The sequence below is a fragment of the Haloarcula sp. H-hyl2 genome (assembly GCF_056934385.1).
On the sequence record NZ_JBRIIJ010000001.1, the window covers coordinates 1,237,591 to 1,256,663 of the forward strand.

General features: G+C 65.3%; 21 protein-coding genes. 11 read left to right on the plus strand and 10 right to left on the minus strand.

The genetic code is table 11. The features are described from left to right. Window positions 1-33 precede the first annotated feature (33 nt). Entirely contained in the window at window positions 34-1,197 is a 1,164-nt protein-coding gene (locus Hhyl2_RS06385) for an alpha-1 4-glucan-protein synthase (protein WP_483549900.1), read from the minus strand. Between the two features lie 217 nt (window positions 1,198-1,414). On the opposite strand from Hhyl2_RS06385, the gene Hhyl2_RS06390 reads away from it, so the two are divergent. Together Hhyl2_RS06390 and Hhyl2_RS06395 are read left to right on the plus strand one after the other, a co-directional pair. Beyond that, entirely contained in the window at window positions 1,415-2,158 is a 744-nt protein-coding gene (locus Hhyl2_RS06390) for a beta-ketoacyl-ACP reductase (RefSeq protein WP_483549901.1), read from the plus strand. A gap of 1 nt (window position 2,159) precedes the next feature. Next, window positions 2,160-3,740: an acyl-CoA carboxylase subunit beta gene (locus tag Hhyl2_RS06395; protein WP_483549902.1), complete on the plus strand. Its 1,581-nt coding sequence runs from the start codon at window positions 2,160-2,162 to the stop codon at window positions 3,738-3,740. Window positions 3,741-3,791: 51 nt separating this feature from the next. On the opposite strand, the gene Hhyl2_RS06400 is transcribed toward Hhyl2_RS06395, so the two are convergent. Then, window positions 3,792-3,974 (minus strand): DUF7836 family putative zinc-binding protein, encoded by a 183-nt coding sequence (locus Hhyl2_RS06400; protein ID WP_483549903.1) that lies wholly within the window; start codon window positions 3,972-3,974, stop codon window positions 3,792-3,794. Between the two features lie 132 nt (window positions 3,975-4,106). On the opposite strand from Hhyl2_RS06400, the gene Hhyl2_RS06405 reads away from it, so the two are divergent. The 6 genes from Hhyl2_RS06405 (at window position 4,107) to Hhyl2_RS06430 (ending at window position 9,710) form a co-directional block, all read left to right on the plus strand. Further along, on the plus strand, window positions 4,107-5,315 hold the full coding sequence (locus tag Hhyl2_RS06405) for an ABC transporter substrate-binding protein (protein ID WP_483549904.1): 1,209 nt from the start codon (window positions 4,107-4,109) through the stop codon (window positions 5,313-5,315). A gap of 8 nt (window positions 5,316-5,323) precedes the next feature. Next, window positions 5,324-6,457, plus strand: a complete 1,134-nt coding sequence (locus Hhyl2_RS06410) for a FecCD family ABC transporter permease (protein WP_483549905.1) — start codon at window positions 5,324-5,326, stop codon at window positions 6,455-6,457. After that, complete coding sequence (locus Hhyl2_RS06415; RefSeq protein WP_483549906.1) at window positions 6,457-7,302, plus strand: ABC transporter ATP-binding protein; 846 nt, start codon at window positions 6,457-6,459, stop codon at window positions 7,300-7,302. Before Hhyl2_RS06410 ends, Hhyl2_RS06415 begins: the two co-directional genes overlap by 1 nt. A gap of 2 nt (window positions 7,303-7,304) precedes the next feature. After that, window positions 7,305-8,117 carry a DUF7551 domain-containing protein gene (locus Hhyl2_RS06420; protein ID WP_483549907.1) on the plus strand — a complete coding sequence of 271 codons (813 nt, stop codon included), beginning with the start codon at window positions 7,305-7,307 and terminating at the stop codon, window positions 8,115-8,117. A 61-nt stretch (window positions 8,118-8,178) separates the two neighbouring features. Beyond that, window positions 8,179-9,330 carry a thiolase family protein gene (locus Hhyl2_RS06425; RefSeq protein WP_483549908.1) on the plus strand — a complete coding sequence of 384 codons (1,152 nt, stop codon included), beginning with the start codon at window positions 8,179-8,181 and terminating at the stop codon, window positions 9,328-9,330. Next, a complete protein-coding gene (locus Hhyl2_RS06430) occupies window positions 9,327-9,710 on the plus strand; it encodes a Zn-ribbon domain-containing OB-fold protein (RefSeq protein ID WP_483549909.1) in 384 nt (127 codons plus the stop codon). The genes Hhyl2_RS06425 and Hhyl2_RS06430 overlap by 4 nt, the downstream gene beginning before the upstream one ends. A 143-nt stretch (window positions 9,711-9,853) precedes the next feature. Here Hhyl2_RS06430 and Hhyl2_RS06435 read toward each other — a convergent pair whose 3' ends face one another. The 3 genes from Hhyl2_RS06435 to Hhyl2_RS06445 form a co-directional block, all read right to left on the minus strand. Continuing rightward, window positions 9,854-10,285, minus strand: coding sequence for an HTH domain-containing protein (locus tag Hhyl2_RS06435; RefSeq protein ID WP_483549910.1), 432 nt, complete (start codon window positions 10,283-10,285; stop codon window positions 9,854-9,856). A 75-nt stretch (window positions 10,286-10,360) separates the two neighbouring features. Next, entirely contained in the window at window positions 10,361-10,843 is a 483-nt protein-coding gene (locus tag Hhyl2_RS06440) for an HTH domain-containing protein (protein WP_483549911.1), read from the minus strand. Window positions 10,844-10,924: 81 nt separating this feature from the next. Beyond that, window positions 10,925-11,551, minus strand: a complete 627-nt coding sequence (locus Hhyl2_RS06445; protein WP_483549912.1) for a DUF7547 family protein — start codon at window positions 11,549-11,551, stop codon at window positions 10,925-10,927. A gap of 94 nt (window positions 11,552-11,645) precedes the next feature. Between Hhyl2_RS06445 and Hhyl2_RS06450 the strand changes: the two genes are divergently transcribed. Next, a complete protein-coding gene (locus Hhyl2_RS06450; RefSeq protein ID WP_483549913.1) occupies window positions 11,646-11,801 on the plus strand; it encodes a hypothetical protein in 156 nt (51 codons plus the stop codon). A gap of 151 nt (window positions 11,802-11,952) precedes the next feature. Here the strand turns inward: Hhyl2_RS06450 and dpsA are convergent, their stop codons facing one another. Continuing rightward, window positions 11,953-12,483 (minus strand): DNA starvation/stationary phase protection protein DpsA, encoded by a 531-nt coding sequence (dpsA, locus tag Hhyl2_RS06455; RefSeq protein ID WP_483549914.1) that lies wholly within the window; start codon window positions 12,481-12,483, stop codon window positions 11,953-11,955. A gap of 108 nt (window positions 12,484-12,591) precedes the next feature. Then, the gene (locus Hhyl2_RS06460; protein WP_483549915.1) at window positions 12,592-12,975 is read right to left on the minus strand and encodes a DUF8048 family protein; all 384 of its coding nucleotides are present in this window, start codon (window positions 12,973-12,975) and stop codon (window positions 12,592-12,594) included. Between the two features lie 147 nt (window positions 12,976-13,122). Between Hhyl2_RS06460 and acs the strand changes: the two genes are divergently transcribed. Then, complete coding sequence (gene acs / locus Hhyl2_RS06465) at window positions 13,123-15,228, plus strand: acetate--CoA ligase alpha subunit (protein ID WP_483549916.1); 2,106 nt, start codon at window positions 13,123-13,125, stop codon at window positions 15,226-15,228. Further along, window positions 15,225-16,298: a phosphotransacetylase family protein gene (locus Hhyl2_RS06470; protein ID WP_483549917.1), complete on the plus strand. Its 1,074-nt coding sequence runs from the start codon at window positions 15,225-15,227 to the stop codon at window positions 16,296-16,298. Before acs ends, Hhyl2_RS06470 begins: the two co-directional genes overlap by 4 nt. Window positions 16,299-16,506: 208 nt before the next feature. On the opposite strand, the gene bioD is transcribed toward Hhyl2_RS06470, so the two are convergent. Genes bioD through Hhyl2_RS06485 form a run of 3 tightly spaced genes read right to left on the minus strand, consistent with a single transcriptional unit; the run spans window position 16,507 to window position 19,043 of the window. Then, window positions 16,507-17,187 carry a dethiobiotin synthase gene (gene bioD / locus Hhyl2_RS06475; RefSeq protein WP_483549918.1) on the minus strand — a complete coding sequence of 227 codons (681 nt, stop codon included), beginning with the start codon at window positions 17,185-17,187 and terminating at the stop codon, window positions 16,507-16,509. Beyond that, window positions 17,184-18,386 (minus strand): aminotransferase class I/II-fold pyridoxal phosphate-dependent enzyme, encoded by a 1,203-nt coding sequence (locus Hhyl2_RS06480; RefSeq protein WP_483549919.1) that lies wholly within the window; start codon window positions 18,384-18,386, stop codon window positions 17,184-17,186. The genes bioD and Hhyl2_RS06480 overlap by 4 nt, the downstream gene beginning before the upstream one ends. 54 nt (window positions 18,387-18,440) lie before the next feature. Continuing rightward, a complete protein-coding gene (locus tag Hhyl2_RS06485; RefSeq protein WP_483549920.1) occupies window positions 18,441-19,043 on the minus strand; it encodes a hypothetical protein in 603 nt (200 codons plus the stop codon). Window positions 19,044-19,073 lie beyond the last annotated feature (30 nt).

Consider the following 19,073-nt stretch of genomic DNA (forward strand, 5'->3'; position numbering starts at 1 on the left):
TATTGTTTTAGGTTTGCCTAAATGGTTTGCGTTTTAGTCGTCGGCCGCCGCGGGGACCTGTGCTATCTCTGCCGATTCGACCGCGTCGAGACAGTCGAGCCAGTCGAGCATGAAGTCCCCACAGTAGTTAAGGAATGCACCGTTTTCCCAGTCGCTGAAATCGCCCGTCGCCAGCGCGGTGCCCATCGCTTCGAAGACCTCCGCGTAGGAGTCGGCGTCGTCGCCGACCGCGTCGACGATCTCCCAGACGTGTTCGTTGAGTTCCAGCCCGTGGACCTCGTTGGTGAGGTCCGAGAACGTCGAACGGGGCGCCTTGTTGTGCTCACACAGCGGGTCGCCGTTGTAGATGTGCTTGTCGAGCACGTCACAGGCCCGTTTGAGGAACAGGCCCGACCAGATGTCGTCGAATCGGCCGACGTCCCACTCGTTGTCGTCCATCGGGAGCTGGTAGAACGCCGGGATCACTTCCCGGCGGAACGCGAGGTTCATCGAACAGACCGTGAGGTAGTTGCCCTCGGCGGCGACGAAGTCCTCGCCGAAGTCGGCGGCGCTGGTCCGGGTCTGAGCCTGGCCCTGGAGGTCGCCGTCCATGAGGATGCGCACCGCGTCCAGGTCCGGAACGTTCGTCCACAGGCCCTGGGAGGCGACGACGTCGTCGACGTGGGTCGTCCCGGTCTCGACGGTCTCGTCCATCGCGGCGTAGGGGTAGCCACGCGGGTAGAGCCCGTGTTCGTCCTCGTTCTGATAGAGGACGTTGACCCACTGCTCGTCAGAGCTGACGGCCTCGATCTCGCCCTCGAACGCGAGATTCGTCATGTGGGTCCCGAAGAAGTCGACGTCCTCGTGGGGGGCGGTGTCGTCGTCGATGAAGACGCCGTACTCGAAGTCGTTGGCCCAGATGTACAACAGTCCGAACGAGGTCTGCGCGTGACTGGCCGCGGGAATCAGGTCGGCGTACTCGCCGGCACCGTGGTCCGCGAACCACTGGTCGCGTGCGGGACCGTCGAAGACCGTACCCTCGACGCCCTCCTCGTCGAGCATCTGCTCCATCGCCTCGGTGTCACAGAACTCCTCGGTCACCAGGACGAAGAACAGTCGGTCGGTATCGAAGCCGTGATCGCGGGCGTTCTGTACGTACTCTCGCGTGCAGTCGGGGTTTCGTATCGTCGGGATGACGACACAGATGTCCGAATCCATAGCTACCCGACACTCTTTAGGCCACCCTAAAATGTCTGTCGCTATGTTCCGCTACCTTCGTGTGCAGTAAGGAGTTCGTTCTCGACCGGTAGCCAGCGCCATCCGAGCGAACGTGTCATCGAGTTACGTTGTGCAAGGAGAACTATTATTTGGTTGTGCTCTGCCAGTAGACGTAAGAGATGAGTACGGGAACCGAACGAAGACGGACGAGTCAGCCATGAATCTCGACAATCAGACCTGTGTGGTCACAGGGTCGTCACGAGGGATCGGCCGAGGGATCGCCAAGGACCTCGGCGCCCACGGCGCGAACGTCGTGGTGAACTACCGCTCCTCCGAACGGGAAGCAGAGGCCGTCGTCGACGAGATCCGCGAGGACGGGGGCAACGCCGTCGCGGCACAGGCCGACGTCTCGAACATCGAGGAGGTACGGGCCATGCAGGAGGCCGTCGCCGACGAGTTCGGCGGCGCGGACGTGCTCGTCAACAACGCTGGCATCACTATCGACAAGAAGTTCGAGAACATGACCCGCGAGGACTGGGAGACGGTCGTCGACGTGAATCTCGGCGGCGTGTTCAACTGTACGAAGGCCTTCTACGAAGACATCAAAGACGCAGAACACGGGCGCCTGATCAACATCTCCAGCGTCGTCGGCCAGCAGGGGAACATCGGCCAGGCGAACTACGCGACGACGAAGTCCGGACTGTTCGGCTTCACTCGGACGCTCGCGCTGGAACTGGCCCACACGGGATCGACGGCGAACTGCGTCGCGCCCGGGTTCGTGAAGACCGACATGCTCGACGAGGTCCCCCAGCGCGTCCAGGAGAAGATCCTCCGTGAGATCCCGCTGGACCGGTTCGCCCGCGTCGAGGACATCTGTGGCATCGTCCGATTCGTCGCGAGCCAGGAATCGAGTTACATGACCGGCCAGGTACTCGGCGTCAACGGCGGTATGGAGTGGTAAGATGAGCAAACAGGAAGAATCAGACGAGGGGAGCGAGGCGACCGACCCAGTCGAAGAGCTTCGACAGAAACGAGAGCAGGCCCGTCTGGGCGGCGGCGAGGCCCGCATCGAGTCCCAGCACGAGAAGGGGAAGATGACCGCCCGCGAGCGGATCGACTTCCTCGTCGACGATGGCACCTTCAACGAGGTCGACCCCTTCGTCGAACACCGCTCGACCAACTTCGGGATGGAGGACAAGCGCTACCCCGGCGACGCCGTCGTCACCGGCTACGGCGAGGTCGACGGCCGGAAGGTGTTCCTGTTCGCCCACGACTTCACGGTGCTTGGCGGGTCCGTCGGCGAGGTCGTCGCCGACAAGATCTGCAAGGTGATGGACAAGGCCATCCAGAACGGCGTCCCGGTCATCGGGCTCAACGACTCCGGCGGGGCACGTATCCAGGAGGGCGTCGATTCGCTGGTCGGGTTCGCCAAGATCTTCGAGCGCAACACCAAGGCCAGCGGCCTCATCCCGCAGATCTCGGCCATCATGGGCCCATGTGCCGGTGGCGCGACCTACAGCCCCGCGCTGACGGACTTCACGTTCATGGTTCAGGACACCAGCCACATGTTCATCACCGGGCCGGACGTCATCGAGACCGTCACCGGCGAACAGGTCTCGAAGGAGGAACTGGGTGGGGCCAGTTCTCACTCGACGAAGTCCGGTGTGGCACACTTCTCGTACCCCTCCGAGGAGGAGGCCCTGGAGAACATCCGGCGCCTGCTCTCGTATCTCCCCCAGAACAACATGGAGGACCCCCCGTCGGTCACGCCCTGGGACGAACCCGACCGCGAGGTCCCCGAGGTCACCGACATCGTCCCATCGGCGCCGCGGAAACCGTACGACATGACCCAGGTCGTCGACCGCATCGTCGACGAGGGATCGTTCTTCGAGGTCCACGGTAACTGGGCGCGCAACGTCATCACGGGCTTCTCCCGGATGGACGGGCAGGCCGTCGGCGTCGTCGCCAACCAGCCACGCGTGAGCGCGGGCACGCTGGACATCGACGCCGCCGAGAAGGGCGCCCGCTTCGTCCGGTTCTGTGACTCGTTCAACATCCCGATCCTCACCTTCGTCGACGTCCCGGGCTTCATGCCCGGCACCGACCAGGAGCACAACGGCATCATCCGCCGTGGCGCGAAACTCATTTACGCCTACGCGGAGGCGACGGTGCCGCTGCTCTCCGTGGTCGTCCGGAAGGCCTACGGTGGCGCCTACATCGTCATGTCCTCGAAGTTCCTGGGCAGCGATGTCAACTACGCCTGGCCAGGGTCCGAGATGGCAGTGCTCGGTCCGCGGGGCGCAGTCAACATCCTCTACCGCAAGGAGATCGCCAACGCCGACGACCCCGACGCCAAGCGCCAGGAACTGATGGACGAGTTCCGCGAGGAGTTCGCCCACCCCTACGGCCCGGCCAAGCGGGGCTACCTCGACGACGTCATCGAACCGAAAGACACGCGCAAGCGCCTCATCGAAGATCTGGACCTGCTCAAGCGCAAGCGCGAGGAGACGCCGCCGAAGGACCACGGCAACATCCCGCTGTAGCGGTCCGTCGACAGAACGGCTCGAACGGATCAATCGACGGCCACAGCGCCGTCAGCCGGCGAACTCCTGCAGCACTTCGAGATCCCGCTTCGTCTGCGTGAACTCCGCGAGCGGGTGGACGGCGTCACACACGTCACAGTCGAAGTCGGTGTCGGGGGCTGCCAGCGCACCGACCTGGGCTTCCCAGTGCTCCTCGCAATCAGGACACTGCAGGGTGATCCAGGCTTCCTGCATGGTTGGGTGTGATTGACAGCCAGTAAAGAATCTTGTGTGGGTTCCCGCGCTCCGAGAGTGTCGTGATAGTCCGTTGTTAGGGCTGCCTAAACTTAGGAAGGTTTAAGAATGTTAGGTCGGCCTAAATCAAATATGGATCGACGAGACTTCGTTCGCGCGAGCGGGATCGCACTGTCCGGACTGGTAGCGGGCTGTTCCGAGGGGAGCGGTACCAACGGCGGTGGCGAGTCGACAGAGGAGTCCACCGCGACAGAGAAAGCGACAACGACCGAGACACTGACCGGAGAATCGACCGCCACAGAGACGGCGGCGGAGTCGTCTTCCTACTCCGTCTCGATGGCGCCAGTCGGGGAGGTCACCTTCGACAGCGTCCCCGAGAAGTGGATCGCCTACGACGGCGCCTACGCCGACATGGCCGTCGCGCTGGGCCAGGCGGACGGCATCACGGGCATCGGCTATGCGGACCGGTACTACACCTACGTCTACGACGAGCTCGAGGGCGTGGGCGTCGACCGCTCGCTGCTCACCGAGAACGAACTGCTCGGGGACACCATCCCCAAAGAGCCCTTCTACGCGCTGGAGAACGACGTCCACCTGATGGACCCCAAGATGCTGATCAACTGGTTCGGCTGGTCCGAGTCCGACGTCGAGGAGATCACCGACAACGTCGCGCCGTTCTTCGGGAACCTTATCTTCCGCCGCGAGGACGCGTGGCACGACTACCGGTATTACACCCTCTACGAGGCCTTCGAGAAGATCGCCCAGGTGTTCGACGAGCGCGAGCGGTTCGCAGCGCTGCGGGACTACCACGACGAGTTCATCACGTCCATCCAGACGGACCTGCCCTCGGCCGGCGACCGACCGAACGTCCTGCTGACCTACGCCGGCAGCGATACGCCCAAGCAGTTCTCGCCCTACCGCCTGAACGACAAGGGGACGAGCAAGAAGCAGTGGCACGACCTTGGCGTCGCCGACGCGCTGGCGGGCACCGGCATCGACGGCCTGAGCACGACCGACCGCGGGAAGATCGACTACGAGGCGATGCTCACCATCGACCCGGATGTCCTGCTGATCCGTGGCCACGAGCGCAAGTCGCCCCAGGAGTTCCGTGACACCGTCCTCGCATTCATGCAGGACCACGACGTCGCCAGCGAACTCACGGCCGTCCAGAACGGCCAGGTCTACCGCGGCGGCTTCCTGCATCAGGGCCCGATCCAGAACTTCTTCCTAACCGAGCGGGCCGCCCAGCAACTGTTCCCCGAGACGTTCGGGACGGTCACGGGCGACGAACAGCTGTTCGACCGGGACCGCATCGCCAACATCGTCGCCGGAGACGTCTGAGAGAGGCGATGAGCGACGACACCGGAACCGTGGCGGGCGCCCGCGGACCGGCAGAGAGTGACAACGCCGTCGGGCTGTGGTCGTCGCTCCGCGACAGGGAACTGGGACTGGTCGTCGCCGGCAGCCTCGTGGTCTTCGCCGTGAGCGCGTTCGTCCAGATCCGATACGGGTCCTACGAGATGACCAACCGGATGGTCCTCGACGCTGTCTTCGACCCCGCCGTCGTGCTGAACCCGTCGGTGTTGCTGGATCTCCTGCTGGGCGGGGAGTTTCCGGAGGTCGACAACACGACGCTCATCGTCTGGAAGCTCCGCATCCCGCGCATCTTCGTGGGTGTGATGATCGGCGCGAACCTCGCCGTCGCCGGCGCCATCTTCCAGGCGGTCACGCGGAACGAACTGGCGAGCCCGTACGTGCTGGGCGTCAGCTCCGGTGCCGGTCTGGCCGTCCTGGTGGCGCTCATCCTCGTCCCGGTCCTCTCGTCGTACCTCCCGTTCGTCGCTGCGGCGGGCGGGACGGGCGCGTTCCTGCTCGTCTACGCCATCGCCTGGCAGAACGGGACCAGCCCAGTGCGGCTCATCCTGGCCGGCGTCGTCGTCACGACCATCGCCCACTCCCTGCAGACGGGGCTGTTCTTCTTCGCCGGGAACACGGGCGTCGTCCAGACGGCGCTCTCCTGGCTGACGGGGTCGCTGACCAGCACGGACTGGACGGACGTCCGGCTCGCGTTGCCCTGGACGGTCCTGGCACTGAGTCTGGCCGTCGCTGGATCCCGACAACTGAACGTCCTGTTGTTGGGCGAACGGACGGCGAGTTCGCTCGGGATGCAGGTCGAACGGGTCCGGTTCGGCCTCTCGGCGGTCGCCATCCTCGCGACCGCGGTGTCTGTGGCAGTTGCCGGCCTCGTCGGCTTCGTCGGACTGGTGGTCCCTCACCTCGTGCGAAACCTCGTCGGCAGCGACTACCGGCGTCTGCTCGTTGGCTGTCTGTTCGTCGGCCCGGCGCTCGTGACGGCCGCGGACGTCGGCGCGCGACTGGCACTCTCGCCGATCCAGCTCCCGGTCGGAATCGTCACCGGACTGCTCGGCGGCCCGTACTTCCTGTATCTGATGCGCAAGAACCAACGGCTCGGTGATATCTGATGACGGCCTCCGAATCGACAGACCACGACGGGAGCACAGCGCGGACAGACGAGGGCGGGAACCGCGAGAGCGCCCTGGTGGCGACCGACCTCTCGGTGAGCTACGCGACCAGCGAGGAGCCGGTCGTCACGGTCGACCGGATGGACATCCCGGCCGGTGAGATCACGGCCCTCGTCGGGCCGAACGGGAGCGGCAAGAGTACGTTCGTCAAGACCCTCGCCCGACAGCTCGACGCCGACGAGGGGACGGTCCTGCTGGAGGGCGACAGGATCGAGCGATACGGACAGAAGGAACTGGCCCGAGAGCTGGGCCACCTCTCACAGGAGAACGACGCCCCCGAGAGCGTCACGGTCGAGGAACTCGTCTACCACGGGCGCTATCCGTACCGCGGGTTCTTCGACGCGGTCAGCGAGACCGACCGGGAAGCCGTCGAGCGGGCCATCGACCTCGCCGGCGTCGACCACCTCAGAGAGAAGGAGGTCGGGGCGCTCTCGGGCGGCCAGAAACAGCTCGCGTTCATCGCGATGATACTGGCCCAGGACACCGACGTGCTCCTGCTGGACGAACCGACGACGTTCCTGGACCTGCACCACCAGTTGCGGGTGATGGAGACGGTCGAACGCCTCAACGCCGAGCGAGACGTCACGGTGGCGGTCGTGCTCCACGACATCGCCCAGGCCGCGCGGTTCGCGGACTATCTCGTCGCGCTGGACGACGGCGCAGTGTACGACTGGGGACCACCACGAGAGGTCGTCACGGAGGACCTGCTGCGGGACGTCTTCCACGTCGAGGCGGCCGTCAGGTACACGCCGGACCCCGAGATCGTCCCGAAGCACTCGCTGTAACGATGGTCGGACACACACTCGTCGACATCCGGACGCGGCTGGAGGAGTTGAGCGTCGCCGTCGGTCCGTATCGCGTCGTCAGCGCGAAGACCGGTACGTCGCCGGTCCCCGTCAGCGGGATGCAGTTCCCGAACAGAGGAGCGGCGGCCGAGGCCGCGAGCGTCGCGACGGCCTACAGAGCGGCGCTCAGACGGTACGACCCGGCGGTCAGGGTCCAGGATCTCATCGTCTGTGACCACGGGCTCGAACCGGCCGACGAGCGACTCCCGACCGACGACCTCCCGGAGTACTGTCACGCGATCACCGCGACGCTGCTGGAGACCCTCTCGCGGCACGACGACCGCGTCCAGCGCGCGGTCATGGACCGGTATCTGGAAGCCGCGGAACGCACGCCCAACCGGGACCGCCTCTCGCTGGTCCTCGTCGAGAGCCTGGCGACCGCTATCGCGGCGCATCTCACGAACAGACAGCAGTACGACCTGCTCCGGGCGGCAGCGACACAACTGCCACGGTCAGACGGGACGGTCGAACCGTTGCGAGACACACTGTCGGCGCTGGAGGAGTCGAGTCTGCTCCGCTCGTCCGAGATACTGCCGGCGCCCGGAGGCGGCGACCGTGTGGCGCTGCAGGGCTATCGGCTCACGGGGGAGAACGGGGAGTGTATCGTCCTGCCGGTGGCCGTCGAACTGCTCAGGCGGCAGTCCTCGATCCCGCAGTTCGGCGACGCACGGCGGACCGGGAACGGGTGGGAACTGACCCTCTCCGCGGACTGTGAGACGCCCGAGAGCGGGCTCGCAGTGGTTCCGCGGGAATGAGGCCGGGCCGGAGACTGCTGGGACCGTAACGAATACACGACACCCCTGAGTGGAGACACCCATGGGAGTCGCAGTAATCGGTGCGTCGATGACGAAGTTCGGGCAGCGTGACGCCTGGCTCCAGGAACTTCTCACCCAGGCGGGCGAGGAGTGTCTGGACGACGCCGGCGTCGACCCCGACGAGGTAGAGCACCTGTACGTCTCGAACATGGCCAGCGGCGAGTTCGAGGGCAAGACGGGCGTGATGAACGCGCTCGCCCACGATCTGGGCCTGCTGCCGGCGTACAGCGAACGAGTCGACCAGACCTCCTCCTCCGGTGGGGCGGGCATCTACGAGGCCTGGCAGTCGGTTGCCTCCGGCGCCAGCGAGATGACACTGCTCGTCGGTGGGGAGAAGATGACCCACAAGACGACGGGCGAGGCAACGGACATCATCGCCTCGATCACACACCCCGACGAGTACAAACACGGGATCACGCTCCCATCGTTCGCCGGATTGACCGCACGACACTACCTCGAACGGTTCGACGCGCCACGGGAGTCACTGGCTCGCGTCGCCGTCAAGAACCACAAGAACGGCGTCGACAACCCGAAGGCTCAGTTCCAGAAGGAGATCTCCATCGAGAAGGCACTGGAGTCGCCGATCATCGCCGACCCGCTGCGCCTGTACGACTTCTGTCCGATCACGGACGGCAGCGCTGCGATGATGTTCACGACCGAGGAGCGCGCACAGGAGATCGCCGACGAGTACGCCGTCGTCTCCGGTATCGGCGGGGCGACCGACACCCACGTCGTCCACGAGCGTGACGATCCGACGATCATGGGTGGCGTCGTCGAGTCCAGCGAGGAGGCCTACGAGATGGCTGGCATCGGCCCCGACGACCTCGACGTCGCCGAACTCCACGACATGTTCACCATCCTGGAGTTCCTCCAGTTGGAGGGCATCGGGGTCGCCGATCAGGGGACCGCCTGGGAGATGGCGATGGACGGCGCGACGGAGAAGGACGGCGAACTGCCGATCAATACCTCCGGCGGCCTGAAATCCAAGGGCCACCCGCTGGGCGCGAGCGGCGTCGCACAGGGCGTCGAGATCTACGAACAGCTCGTCGGCGAGGCGGGCCCGCGCCAGGTCGACGCCGAGACGGCGCTGGCCTGTAACGTCGGCGGCTTCGGGAACTGTGTCATCACCACCATCATGGAGGCTGCAGAATGACGCTGGAAGCAGGTATCTGTCCGAACGGCCACATCTCGTATCCGACACACCCACGCTGTCCCGACTGTGGCGAACCGCAGGACGAGACCGTCGACCTCTCGGACCGGACCGCGGAGGTCGTCACGTGGACCACCTCGACGGCCACGCCACCGGGCGTTCGAGAGCCGAACACGATGGCCATCGTCGAGTTCGACGTTACGGACCTCGATATCGACGACGAGTTCGTCCGCGCACTCGGCCAGGTCACGACCGACGAGGTCGAGACCGGCGATACCGTCGACCCGGTCTACGTCGAGGAACTCCGTGACCCCGAGGTGGGGCTCAAGAGCGCGAATCCCGAGAGCCAGCCCTGGGACGGCTACCGCTGGGACCCGGTCTAGACCGCCCCAGACTCGTCGGCATCCTCGCCGTCGAAGGCAGTGTCGAGGACCAGTTCCACGAGGGCTGCGATACCCTCTGCGAGCAGTTCCAGCAGCATTGGTTCGCGGTTCGTAACCGTCGAAAATACGTCTTCTGGTCTTCTCTACGCGTCCATCTGGCACTGGGCTTCGAGTTGTTCCATGCCGTCGGCGACGGTCCTGGGACCGTGCTCGCAGACGTGGGGGTAGACTGCGCGGAGTTCGTCGTCCTCGTAGACCGCCAGACAGAGGACCGGCAGGGTGACGACGGTGTCCTCGATGCCGGTGTACCAGTTGCTCCGGTCGTGCCTGTCGAACGCAGGTGAGAGCGACACGCCGTGTTCACTCGCCCAGGACTCCAGTTCGGCCACGGCAGGCATCGACGGGTCGCCGTCCCTGTCGAGTGCCTGGCGGAACCAGTAGGTGACGGTGAAATCGTCGATAGCGCCGGCCGCACGGAGCGACTGCAACCGGGCGAGAACGGTTTCCTGGCGCTGTTCAGTGGCTGCTGGTGCAGGCGAGCGGACGTACACCGCCGCCTGACGAGTATGGGTCATGGTATCGTACACCGAGTTCTGAGTGTCCTACGTCAGTTGATACGATAGCCGTATCGGTGTCCGATCCCTGCATGATCAGTCAGCCGTCGAGATAGTCGTGGTGGTCGTCTGGGCCGTCTCGGTGTGCTGGGCGAGGGCCGTGAGACACTCCTCGACGGAGGTCGGACCGCCGCTGTCCGCGTACGGGGCGAGCCGTTCGAGGTCGCCGTCATCGTAGATGGCGACACACATCGCCGGCAGGACCAGTTCCTCGCGTTTCTCGCCCGTCTGCATGCTGTAACACATCCGCGTATCGAAGAACGGAGCGAGCGAGACGCCCTCCTCGCGTGCCCACGCCGCGAACTCGTTGTACAGATCGCGTTCCTTCCGGTCACCACACTGCTCGATGGGGACACGCTTCTGCCAGACGGTCGTCGACGTCTCGTCGAAGGCCCCCTGTCGTTCGAGTTCCTCAAGTTCGGCTTCGACCGCCGCACGCCGCTTGCGGGACGGTGTCGGCAGCGAGCCTCTGACGAACAGTTCCGCACGCCGCGTTCCAGGACACTCTGTTTCCGGCATCGGTACTGGTACAAGAGACGCCATCATAATAAAACATTATGTTTTTCAGATTATACAACAACGACCGCCCGAATTTCGGCTTTACGAACCCTCTTCTTCGCCCCCAGTATCGTTATCATTGTTAGAATCGCTGCCGTCAGGCTGGTCGATATCGTCGAGATCGTCCTTGATCGACCGGAGTTCCGCCTCGACGTCGACCGGGACATCGTCGGTCGCGTCGTCGGCCGCGTCGTCCTCGGTGGGGACGGCACCGTTCGTCTCGGGCGACTCCTCGTCGAGGCGGTCTTCGAGATCCGAGCGGAGTTCACGGGCCTCTTCGAGCAGTTCCCGGGCGTCCTCGTCCTCCGGCCTGCCCTCGACGGCACTCTGGATGTCCGAGAGCGCGTCGTCGAGCCGGGAGAGCGTCGCTTTGCTCAGTTTGGTAGCCCGGTCTTTCACCTCCGCCGACGCGGATCCCGTCGAGGTCGGGCGGCCCTCGGCCATCCTGAGCGCGCGCCGGAGCAGTTTGAGCGCCTGGATGTTCGTCTTCAGGATGAGAATCGCAGCCGGGATGGTCACGTCGCTCGTGAACCGAAGCAGTTCCTCCGGTGTCGGCGGGCGGGGCAGCCCACTCTCCGTGGTCGGTTCGACCTCCGTCTCCAGTTCGCGCAGGGTCGAGACGAGGTCGGTCAACAGGGCGGTGATATCCTCGTCCGGACTCGTACTCATGTGTCCTCGTTGGCGGGTCGGATACAAAAGTCCGCCTGGTAACGATTAGGCAGACCAAAACCCTTATATCTTTAGGGTTGCCTAATCCGCAGTAATGGCACCTCAGACGGACGACGTCGCACCGGACGACGACGCTGACAACCCGGCAGTCTCTGCCCTGGACTGTGGGGAAGACCGAACAGTGTTCACCGAAGACGGGAACACCGACGGCTGGATCTCTACTGACCTGACTGTCGAACTCCGACGGTAACGGCCCTCTGGTACGCTCTCATTCTCGGCTATAAATAGTGGTCGCGGTGTATCGTCCGCCGTTATAGTAGCCATTGAAAGTCACTGCACATCCGATCGCACGACGGCAGTGCGATCGGTGTGTAAATCGTTTCAATTGTTACGATAGCCGATCACTGGACCAGCGTGTCGTCTTCGAGGTAGTGCTCGATGTGGTGTGCGTCCTCTTCGGTCTGGACGATGATCTCACGGAGGATCTGTGCGGTGGCGTGGTCACCGAGGTTCTCGGCCAGTTCGATATGATCGCGCAGCGACTCGATGACGTCGCCGAATACCTCCAGATCGTTCTGTAGCGAGGTCCGGATGTCGTAGACGTCCTGGCCCTCGGGTTCGACGGTCGCGTGCTCCTCCAGTGCCTTCCCACCCGCGACGGGAGTCCCGCCCAGCGCCTGGGCGCGCTCCGCGATCTCGTCGGCGGCGTCCTCGGCGTGGCCCGCTGCGTCGCCGAGGAAGAGGTGGAGGTCACGGAACTCCGCACCCTCGACGTTCCAGTGGTGTTTCTTCAGCTGGTGGTACAGGACGTAGGTGTCGGCCAGGTCCTGGTTCAGTGCAGTGACGATCTGTTCCGACTTCTCCTGCCCGAGGCGCAGTTCGTTCTCCTCTACGGTACCGAACTCTCGACGGACGTGTTCCTGTGTCGCCATATTCAGTCACACATACAGCCGGACCACACTTAAACGTTTGCCAACGAGAAAAATAGATTTTGGATATCGAGAACATTAGTTTCTACATACGGCTTGTTTCCCGGATAGTCATGTTTCACGGCCTACAATAAGGGGGACGGCGTCGGGATCGATATCCGCTAGTTCGACACGGTCGTCCCGGAGCGTCTGTTCCTGGTGGACGGCAGCGAGCGCTCCTAGGACGTCCGCTTCGAGGTCGAGGTACTCGCCGTACTCCTCCCAGACACCGGGCCGAACGGCGACGATGTACTCCGACTCGGACTGTGCCAGCACCGGTGCCTCGAACCGTTTGCGCCACTCGTAGACGAGTTCGTCGACGCCAGGCGAGTCCCGCATGGTCTGTTGGTGGTCCCGCAGGGCCTCCCGCAACGTCGGTTCCGGGACGTTCGACTCGTTCGCGACGCTCCTGATGACCGCGAGATGGAACGGCTCCAGTAGGTCCGTCTCTGTCATGAGTGCCGGTAGGACCAGTGGCACAAAAAGCGTCGCGTCCTCCGATCCGAGCGACCGAAACGTACAGAATTTACCGATACAGTTCTCAGCGGGTGGGACACCTCGGCAGTTATTTCCACCAGGCACTGCAACCCTCGGGGTAGAGGAATGGGACGACTATCGACGCTGTTCGCGCCGGAGCGAGTCGCCGTGATCGGCGCCACAGACTCCGAGGGGTCTGTGGGACGTGCCATCACGTCGAATCTGCTCGAATCGTTCGACGGCGAGGTCCTGGCAGTGAACCCCTACAAGGAGTCTGCGCTGGGGTTGCACTGTTACGACGACATCACCGCTGTCGAGTCACCCGGGACAGTCGACGTTGCCGTCGTCGTTGTCCCTCCCGACGTCGCCGTCAAGGCGATAAAGGAGGCCGGCGAGGTCGGCATCAAGAACGTCGTGGTCATCACCGCGGGGTTCGGCGAAACCGGAAGCGAGGGGGCCGCTCGCGAACGGCAGTTGCGAGAGGCAGCCGAGGAGTACGACCTCAATCTCGTCGGGCCCAACAGCCTGGGCGTGATGTCCACCCCGGACGGCCTCAACGCCACGTTCGGCAACGAGATGGCCAACGAGGGGTCCATCTCCTTCATGAGCCAGTCGGGAGCGTTCGTGACAGCCGTCCTCGACTGGGCGGCCGAGCGCGACGTGGGCTTCAAGGACATCGTCTCCCTCGGGAACAAGGCGATCCTGGACGAAGGTGACTTCATCGCCGAGTGGGGCGACGACCCCGAGACGGACGTCATCCTGGGCTATCTGGAGGACATCAGCGACGGGACGACCTTCATCGAGACCGCCCGAGAGGTGACACAGGACACGCCGATCGTCCTGGTCAAGTCCGGTCGCACGGACGCGGGTGCGACCGCCGCAGCGTCCCACACGGGCGCTATGGCCGGATCGGAACGGGCATACGAGGCCGGCCTCGAACAGGCCGGGACGGTCCGCGTCGAATCAGTCCAGGAACTGTTCGACTACGCACAGATCCTGTCGGGCCAGCCACTCCCGGACGGTGACGAGATCGCCATCGTCACCAACGCCGGCGGCCCCGGCGTGATGACGACCGACGCCGTCGGTGACTCCGATCTCTCGCTGGCCGAGTTCGAGGACGGGACGCTCGACCGACTGGGCGAGCAGATGCCCGACGAGGCCAACATCTACAACCCAGTCGACATCATCGGCGACGCGCCCGCCGAACGGTTCGAGCTCGCACTGGAGACGGTGCTGGCCGACGACAACGTCTCGATGGCCGTCGTCGTCGCCTGCCCCACCGCCGTCCTCTCGTTCGAGGAACTGGCAGATGTGATCGTCGACCAACAGCAGGAGTCGGGACTGCCCATCGCGACCACGCTGATGGGTGGGAAATCCGTCGGCGCCGGCCAGGACGTCCTGAGCGAGGCCGGGATCCCGAACTACTTCGATCCCGCGCGGGCGGTCGACAGCCTCGACGCGCTCTACGATTACCGCGCTATCCAGGATCGGGAGTTCGAGGACCCGGCGACGTTCGACGTCGACCGAGAGCGCGCACAGGAGATCCTCGAATCCGCGGCCCGTCGTGACACCAACCGCCTGGGCGTGGAAGCGATGGAACTGCTGGACGCCTACGGCATCCCGACGCCCCAGGGCGAGGTCGTCACGACGCCGGGCGACGCCGAGGCCATCGCCGAAGAGATCGGCGACGACGTCGTCATGAAGATCGTCAGCCCCGACATCCTCCACAAGTCCGACATCGGCGGCGTCGAGGTCGGTGTCTCGCCCGAGGACGTCCGTGACACCTTCGAGGATCTGGTCGTCCGCGCCCGGAACTACCAGCGGGACGCGACCGTCCTGGGCGTACAGGTCCAGGAGATGGTCGACCTCGATTCGGGCACCGAGACCATCCTCGGCATGAACCGGGACCCGCAGTTCGGCCCGCTCCTGCTCTTTGGCCTCGGTGGTATTTTCGTGGAGGTCCTCGAAGACAACACTGTGCGGGTCGCCCCGGTGAGCGAACCCGAGGCACGAGAGATGCTCGACGACATCGAATCCGCCCCGCTGTTGCGCGGGGCCCGCGGGAGACAGCCCGTCGACGAGGACGCCCTCGTCGAGGCCGTCCAGCGGCTCTCACAGCTCGTCACGGACTTCCCGGCGATCGTCGAACTGGACATCAACCCACTCGTCGCGACCCCTGACGGGGTGCAGGCGGTCGACCTGCGACTCACGCTCGACCAGGACCAACTATGACCGACCAGAACACGCTGCTCGTCACGTCTACGGAGGAAGGTATCGGCAAGACCGCGATCACGCTCGCGCTCGCGAAACACGCACACGACGCCGGCCACGAGGTCGGCTACATGAAACCGAAGGGAACACGCCTCCAGAGCGCGGTCGGCAAGACCCGCGACGAGGACCCGATGCTGGCGCGTGCGCTGCTGGACCTCGACGCGGAGATGCACGAGATGGAACCGATCGTCTACTCCCCGACGTTCATCCAGGAGGCCATCCGCGGCCGCGAGGACCCCGAGGAACTCCGCAACCGGGTGCTCAACAACTTCCAGTCGCTGTCGGCCGAGACCGACCTGATGGTCGTCGAGGGCAGCGACCGACTCGACACCGGCGGTATCGTCGACCTGACCGACGTCGACATCGCCGAGGCGATGGACGCCCGCGTCCTGCTGGTCTGTGGCTACGCGACGCCTGGCGACGCCGACGAGGTACTCGCGGCGGCCGAGACGATCGGCGACCGCCTGGCCGGCGTCCTGTTCAACGGCGTCACCGATACGGCCATGAACGAACTCGTCGACGACGTCCTCCCGTTCCTCGAAGGCAAGGGTGTCCCTGTCTACGGCACCCTCCCACGTGTCCAGGAACTGGCCGGCGTCACCGTCGAGGACCTCGCCCGCAGCGTCGGCGCCGACGTCCTCACGACGGGCGCCTCGACGGACGTCCACGTCGAGCGGTTCTCCGTCGGCGCGATGGGCGGCAACAGCGCGCTCGAACAGTTCCGACGGACGCGCGACGCAGTGATGGTCACCGGTGGCGACCGGTCGGAAGTCCAGACGGCCGCGCTGGAGGCCTCCGGCATCAAGGCCCTCCTACTGACCGGCGGGTTCCGCCCGGCCAGTGCCGTCCTCGGCCGTGCGGAGGAGGAGAACGTCCCCGTGTTGCTCGTCCAGTCCGACACGCGACGGACCATCGACCGACTGGAGGACGTCCTGCGCTCGGGCCGGACCCGCGACGAGGGGACCGTCGAACGGATGGCGGAACTACTGACCGACGGCGTGGACTTAGAGACCGTCCTCCAGCTGGAGTAACCCACCGTTTCGGCTGCGCGTCTGTGAGTCCCTGACAGCCGCTGTGGGTCCGCCTAGCAGGAATCTGCAGGTGAAACGGACCGTATACTTATACCAGAGCATCTCCAAACTCGGCGTGGAGCCGAAAGGCTCCGTAGTGTCACACGCTCGGGGGCCATCCACCCCCGATTCGACCCTTTGTGCGGTACTGTCGTCTCACCAGTCCTGACTACCGCCCCGTCAGCACGCTCTCTGGGAGCGCCTCCTCGACACCGGCGACTGCTGCCCTCGGGTCGGACAGATCCAGCGGCGGCAGCGTCCAGACCGGACAGTCGGTCATCGACTCGATGACCGAGGGGTTCGTCCGTTCGGCCGTCGACGCGCGCTCGTACTCGTTGAGGACGACACCCACCACGGGAACGCCACGTCGCTTCAGCGCGTCGACGGTCAGCCCGGTGTGGTTCAGCGTCCCCAGCCCCGACCGGGCGACCACCAGGGCTGGATACCCGAGGTCTGCGACGAGGTCCAGCACCTCACGGTCGTCGGCCAGCGGGACCCGGAGCCCACCGATACCCTCGACGACGGCCGTCTCGTGGGCCTCGACCGTTGAGCGAACGCCGTCACGGATCGTATCGTAGGACAGCGACTCCTCTGCTACGTCGGCTGCGACTTCGGGCGCCAGTGCGGGCTCCAGTCGGCGCAGGCAGGTCGCCGCCTCGTCGGTCCCACAGGCGTCGGCGACGAACTGGGCGTCGTCGTCGGGCGGGTACCCCGTCTGGCACGGTTTGACGGCGACGACGTCGTGGTCCCGTGCTCTGAGACAGCCCGTCAGACCGGCGGTCACGACGGTCTTGCCGACACCGGTGTCGGTCCCGACGACGAACAGCGGGTCGCGGAGGTGCCCGGTCACAGCAGGCCCACCTCCTCGCCGGCCGTCCGGAAACCGTCCAGACACTGCGCGATATCGGCTTCGGTGTGGGCCGCCATCGGCGCGACACGGAGTCGTGCGGTCCCCTCCGGGACCGTCGGCGGCCGGATCGCCGGCGCGACGATACCGTGCTCCCGGAGCCGTTCGTCCAGCGCCAGCGCGTCCCCGCGGTCCCCGACCAACACCGGGAGGATGTGTGACTCACCGAGCACCTCGTAACCCATCGCTTCGAGGCCGTCCCGGAGCGTCCCGACCGTCTCCCAGAGCCGGTCCGCACGGTCGGTCTCGCGGGCGATCCGCAGCGACTCCCTGGCAGCAGCGGCGCTGGGCGGGGCCAGCCCCGTCGAGAAGACGAACGACCGGGCCGCGTTGAGCAGGTACTCGACGAGCGCCTCCTCACCCGCGACGTAGCCGCCCTGGCTCGCCAGCGCCTTCGAGAGGGTCCCCAGCTGGATATCCACGCGGTCGCTCTCGCCCGCCTGCTGGACGACCCCGCCGCCGCTATCGCCGAACAGCCCCGTCGCGTGGGCCTCGTCGACCAGTAGCCACGCGCCGAACTCGTCGGTGAGGTCACACAGCGCCGAGACCGGTGCCACGTCGCCGTCCATCGAGAACACCGAGTCGGTGACCACGAGCCACTGCTCGTCGTCCTCGGCCTCGGCCGCTCGCGATTCGAGTTTCCCCCGCAGATCAGCCACGTCACAGTGGTCGTAGACGACCGTCTCGGCCCCACTGAGCCGGCAACCGTCGATGATCGAGGCGTGGTTGAGTTCGTCAGAGAAGACGACGTCCGGCGCGAGCGCGTCGATAGTCCCGACGTTGGCCGCGTAGCCCGAGGAGAAGACCAGCGCGCGCTCGGTCCCCTTGCAGTCGGCCAGATCGCGCTCCAGCGCGCGGTGGATACGCGTGTCGCCGGTGACGAGGCGGGAGGCCCCGGCACCGGTGCCGACGGTACGGGCGCCGAGTTCGGCGGCCCGCTGGACCCGTCCGTCGTCGGCCAGCCCCAGGTAGTTGTTCGCGGCGAAGACGACCATCTCCTCGTCGAAGTCGGCGGCGCCCGCTTTCGGGTCCGCGGCGAGTCGCGTGCGTGCCGAGACGCGCTCCGTGACCTCCAGGTGGCGTCGAAGCTCGCGTGACTCCCGCTCGCGCAGTCGCTCGTCGAGATCGAAGCCGTGACTCATTCGTTCGGAGTGGTGGTCCCGCGCGGTTTTGCTCTGTCGGTCGGCGAGGGCGACCTACTCGCCGATGTACGACAGGAAGACCATCCCGTCGGTCTTGAGTTCGTACGTGACGGGCGTCTCCAGTTCGTTGTAGTTGAACGGCGCCGTGACGACGTGGTGGCCGTTTGGTGTCTCCCGGACCAGCCGAACGGCGGTGTGACTGGCCAGGTCCGACTGCAGTTGCTCGGCGTCGGCCTGGGTCGCGTCGTCCAGATCGAAGATGAAATAGCTGTCGTCGGCACACCGGTCGGACTGGAGGACCGACTTGAACTCGCTGTCGACGCGTTTGAACTTCGCGCTGATCCCCTCGTCGCCGTGGAGCCGCCCCGCCAGCCAGTCGTCCATCCGGCTCCGGAGTTCGAACGTCGCCGCGAGGGCGTCCCGAGCGTTGACGGTGAGATACAGCCGGAACCGCTCGTCGAACCGGCTGGTCGCGTGGTCGAGTTCGTCGACCGTCCGTGTGAGGTCGTCGGGTTCGCGGACGACCTTCCGGATGGCCGGCGCGTCGTTGTGGCTCGTCCCCTCGTTCTCCTTCGGTCGGGCGATGGCCAGCAGGAGGTAGACCCGGTCCTCGCCGAACTCGCAGAACTCGGCCAGTGCGTCGATGTCGACGGTCACGCTACTACCTCGTGGGGACGAGGAGAAAAC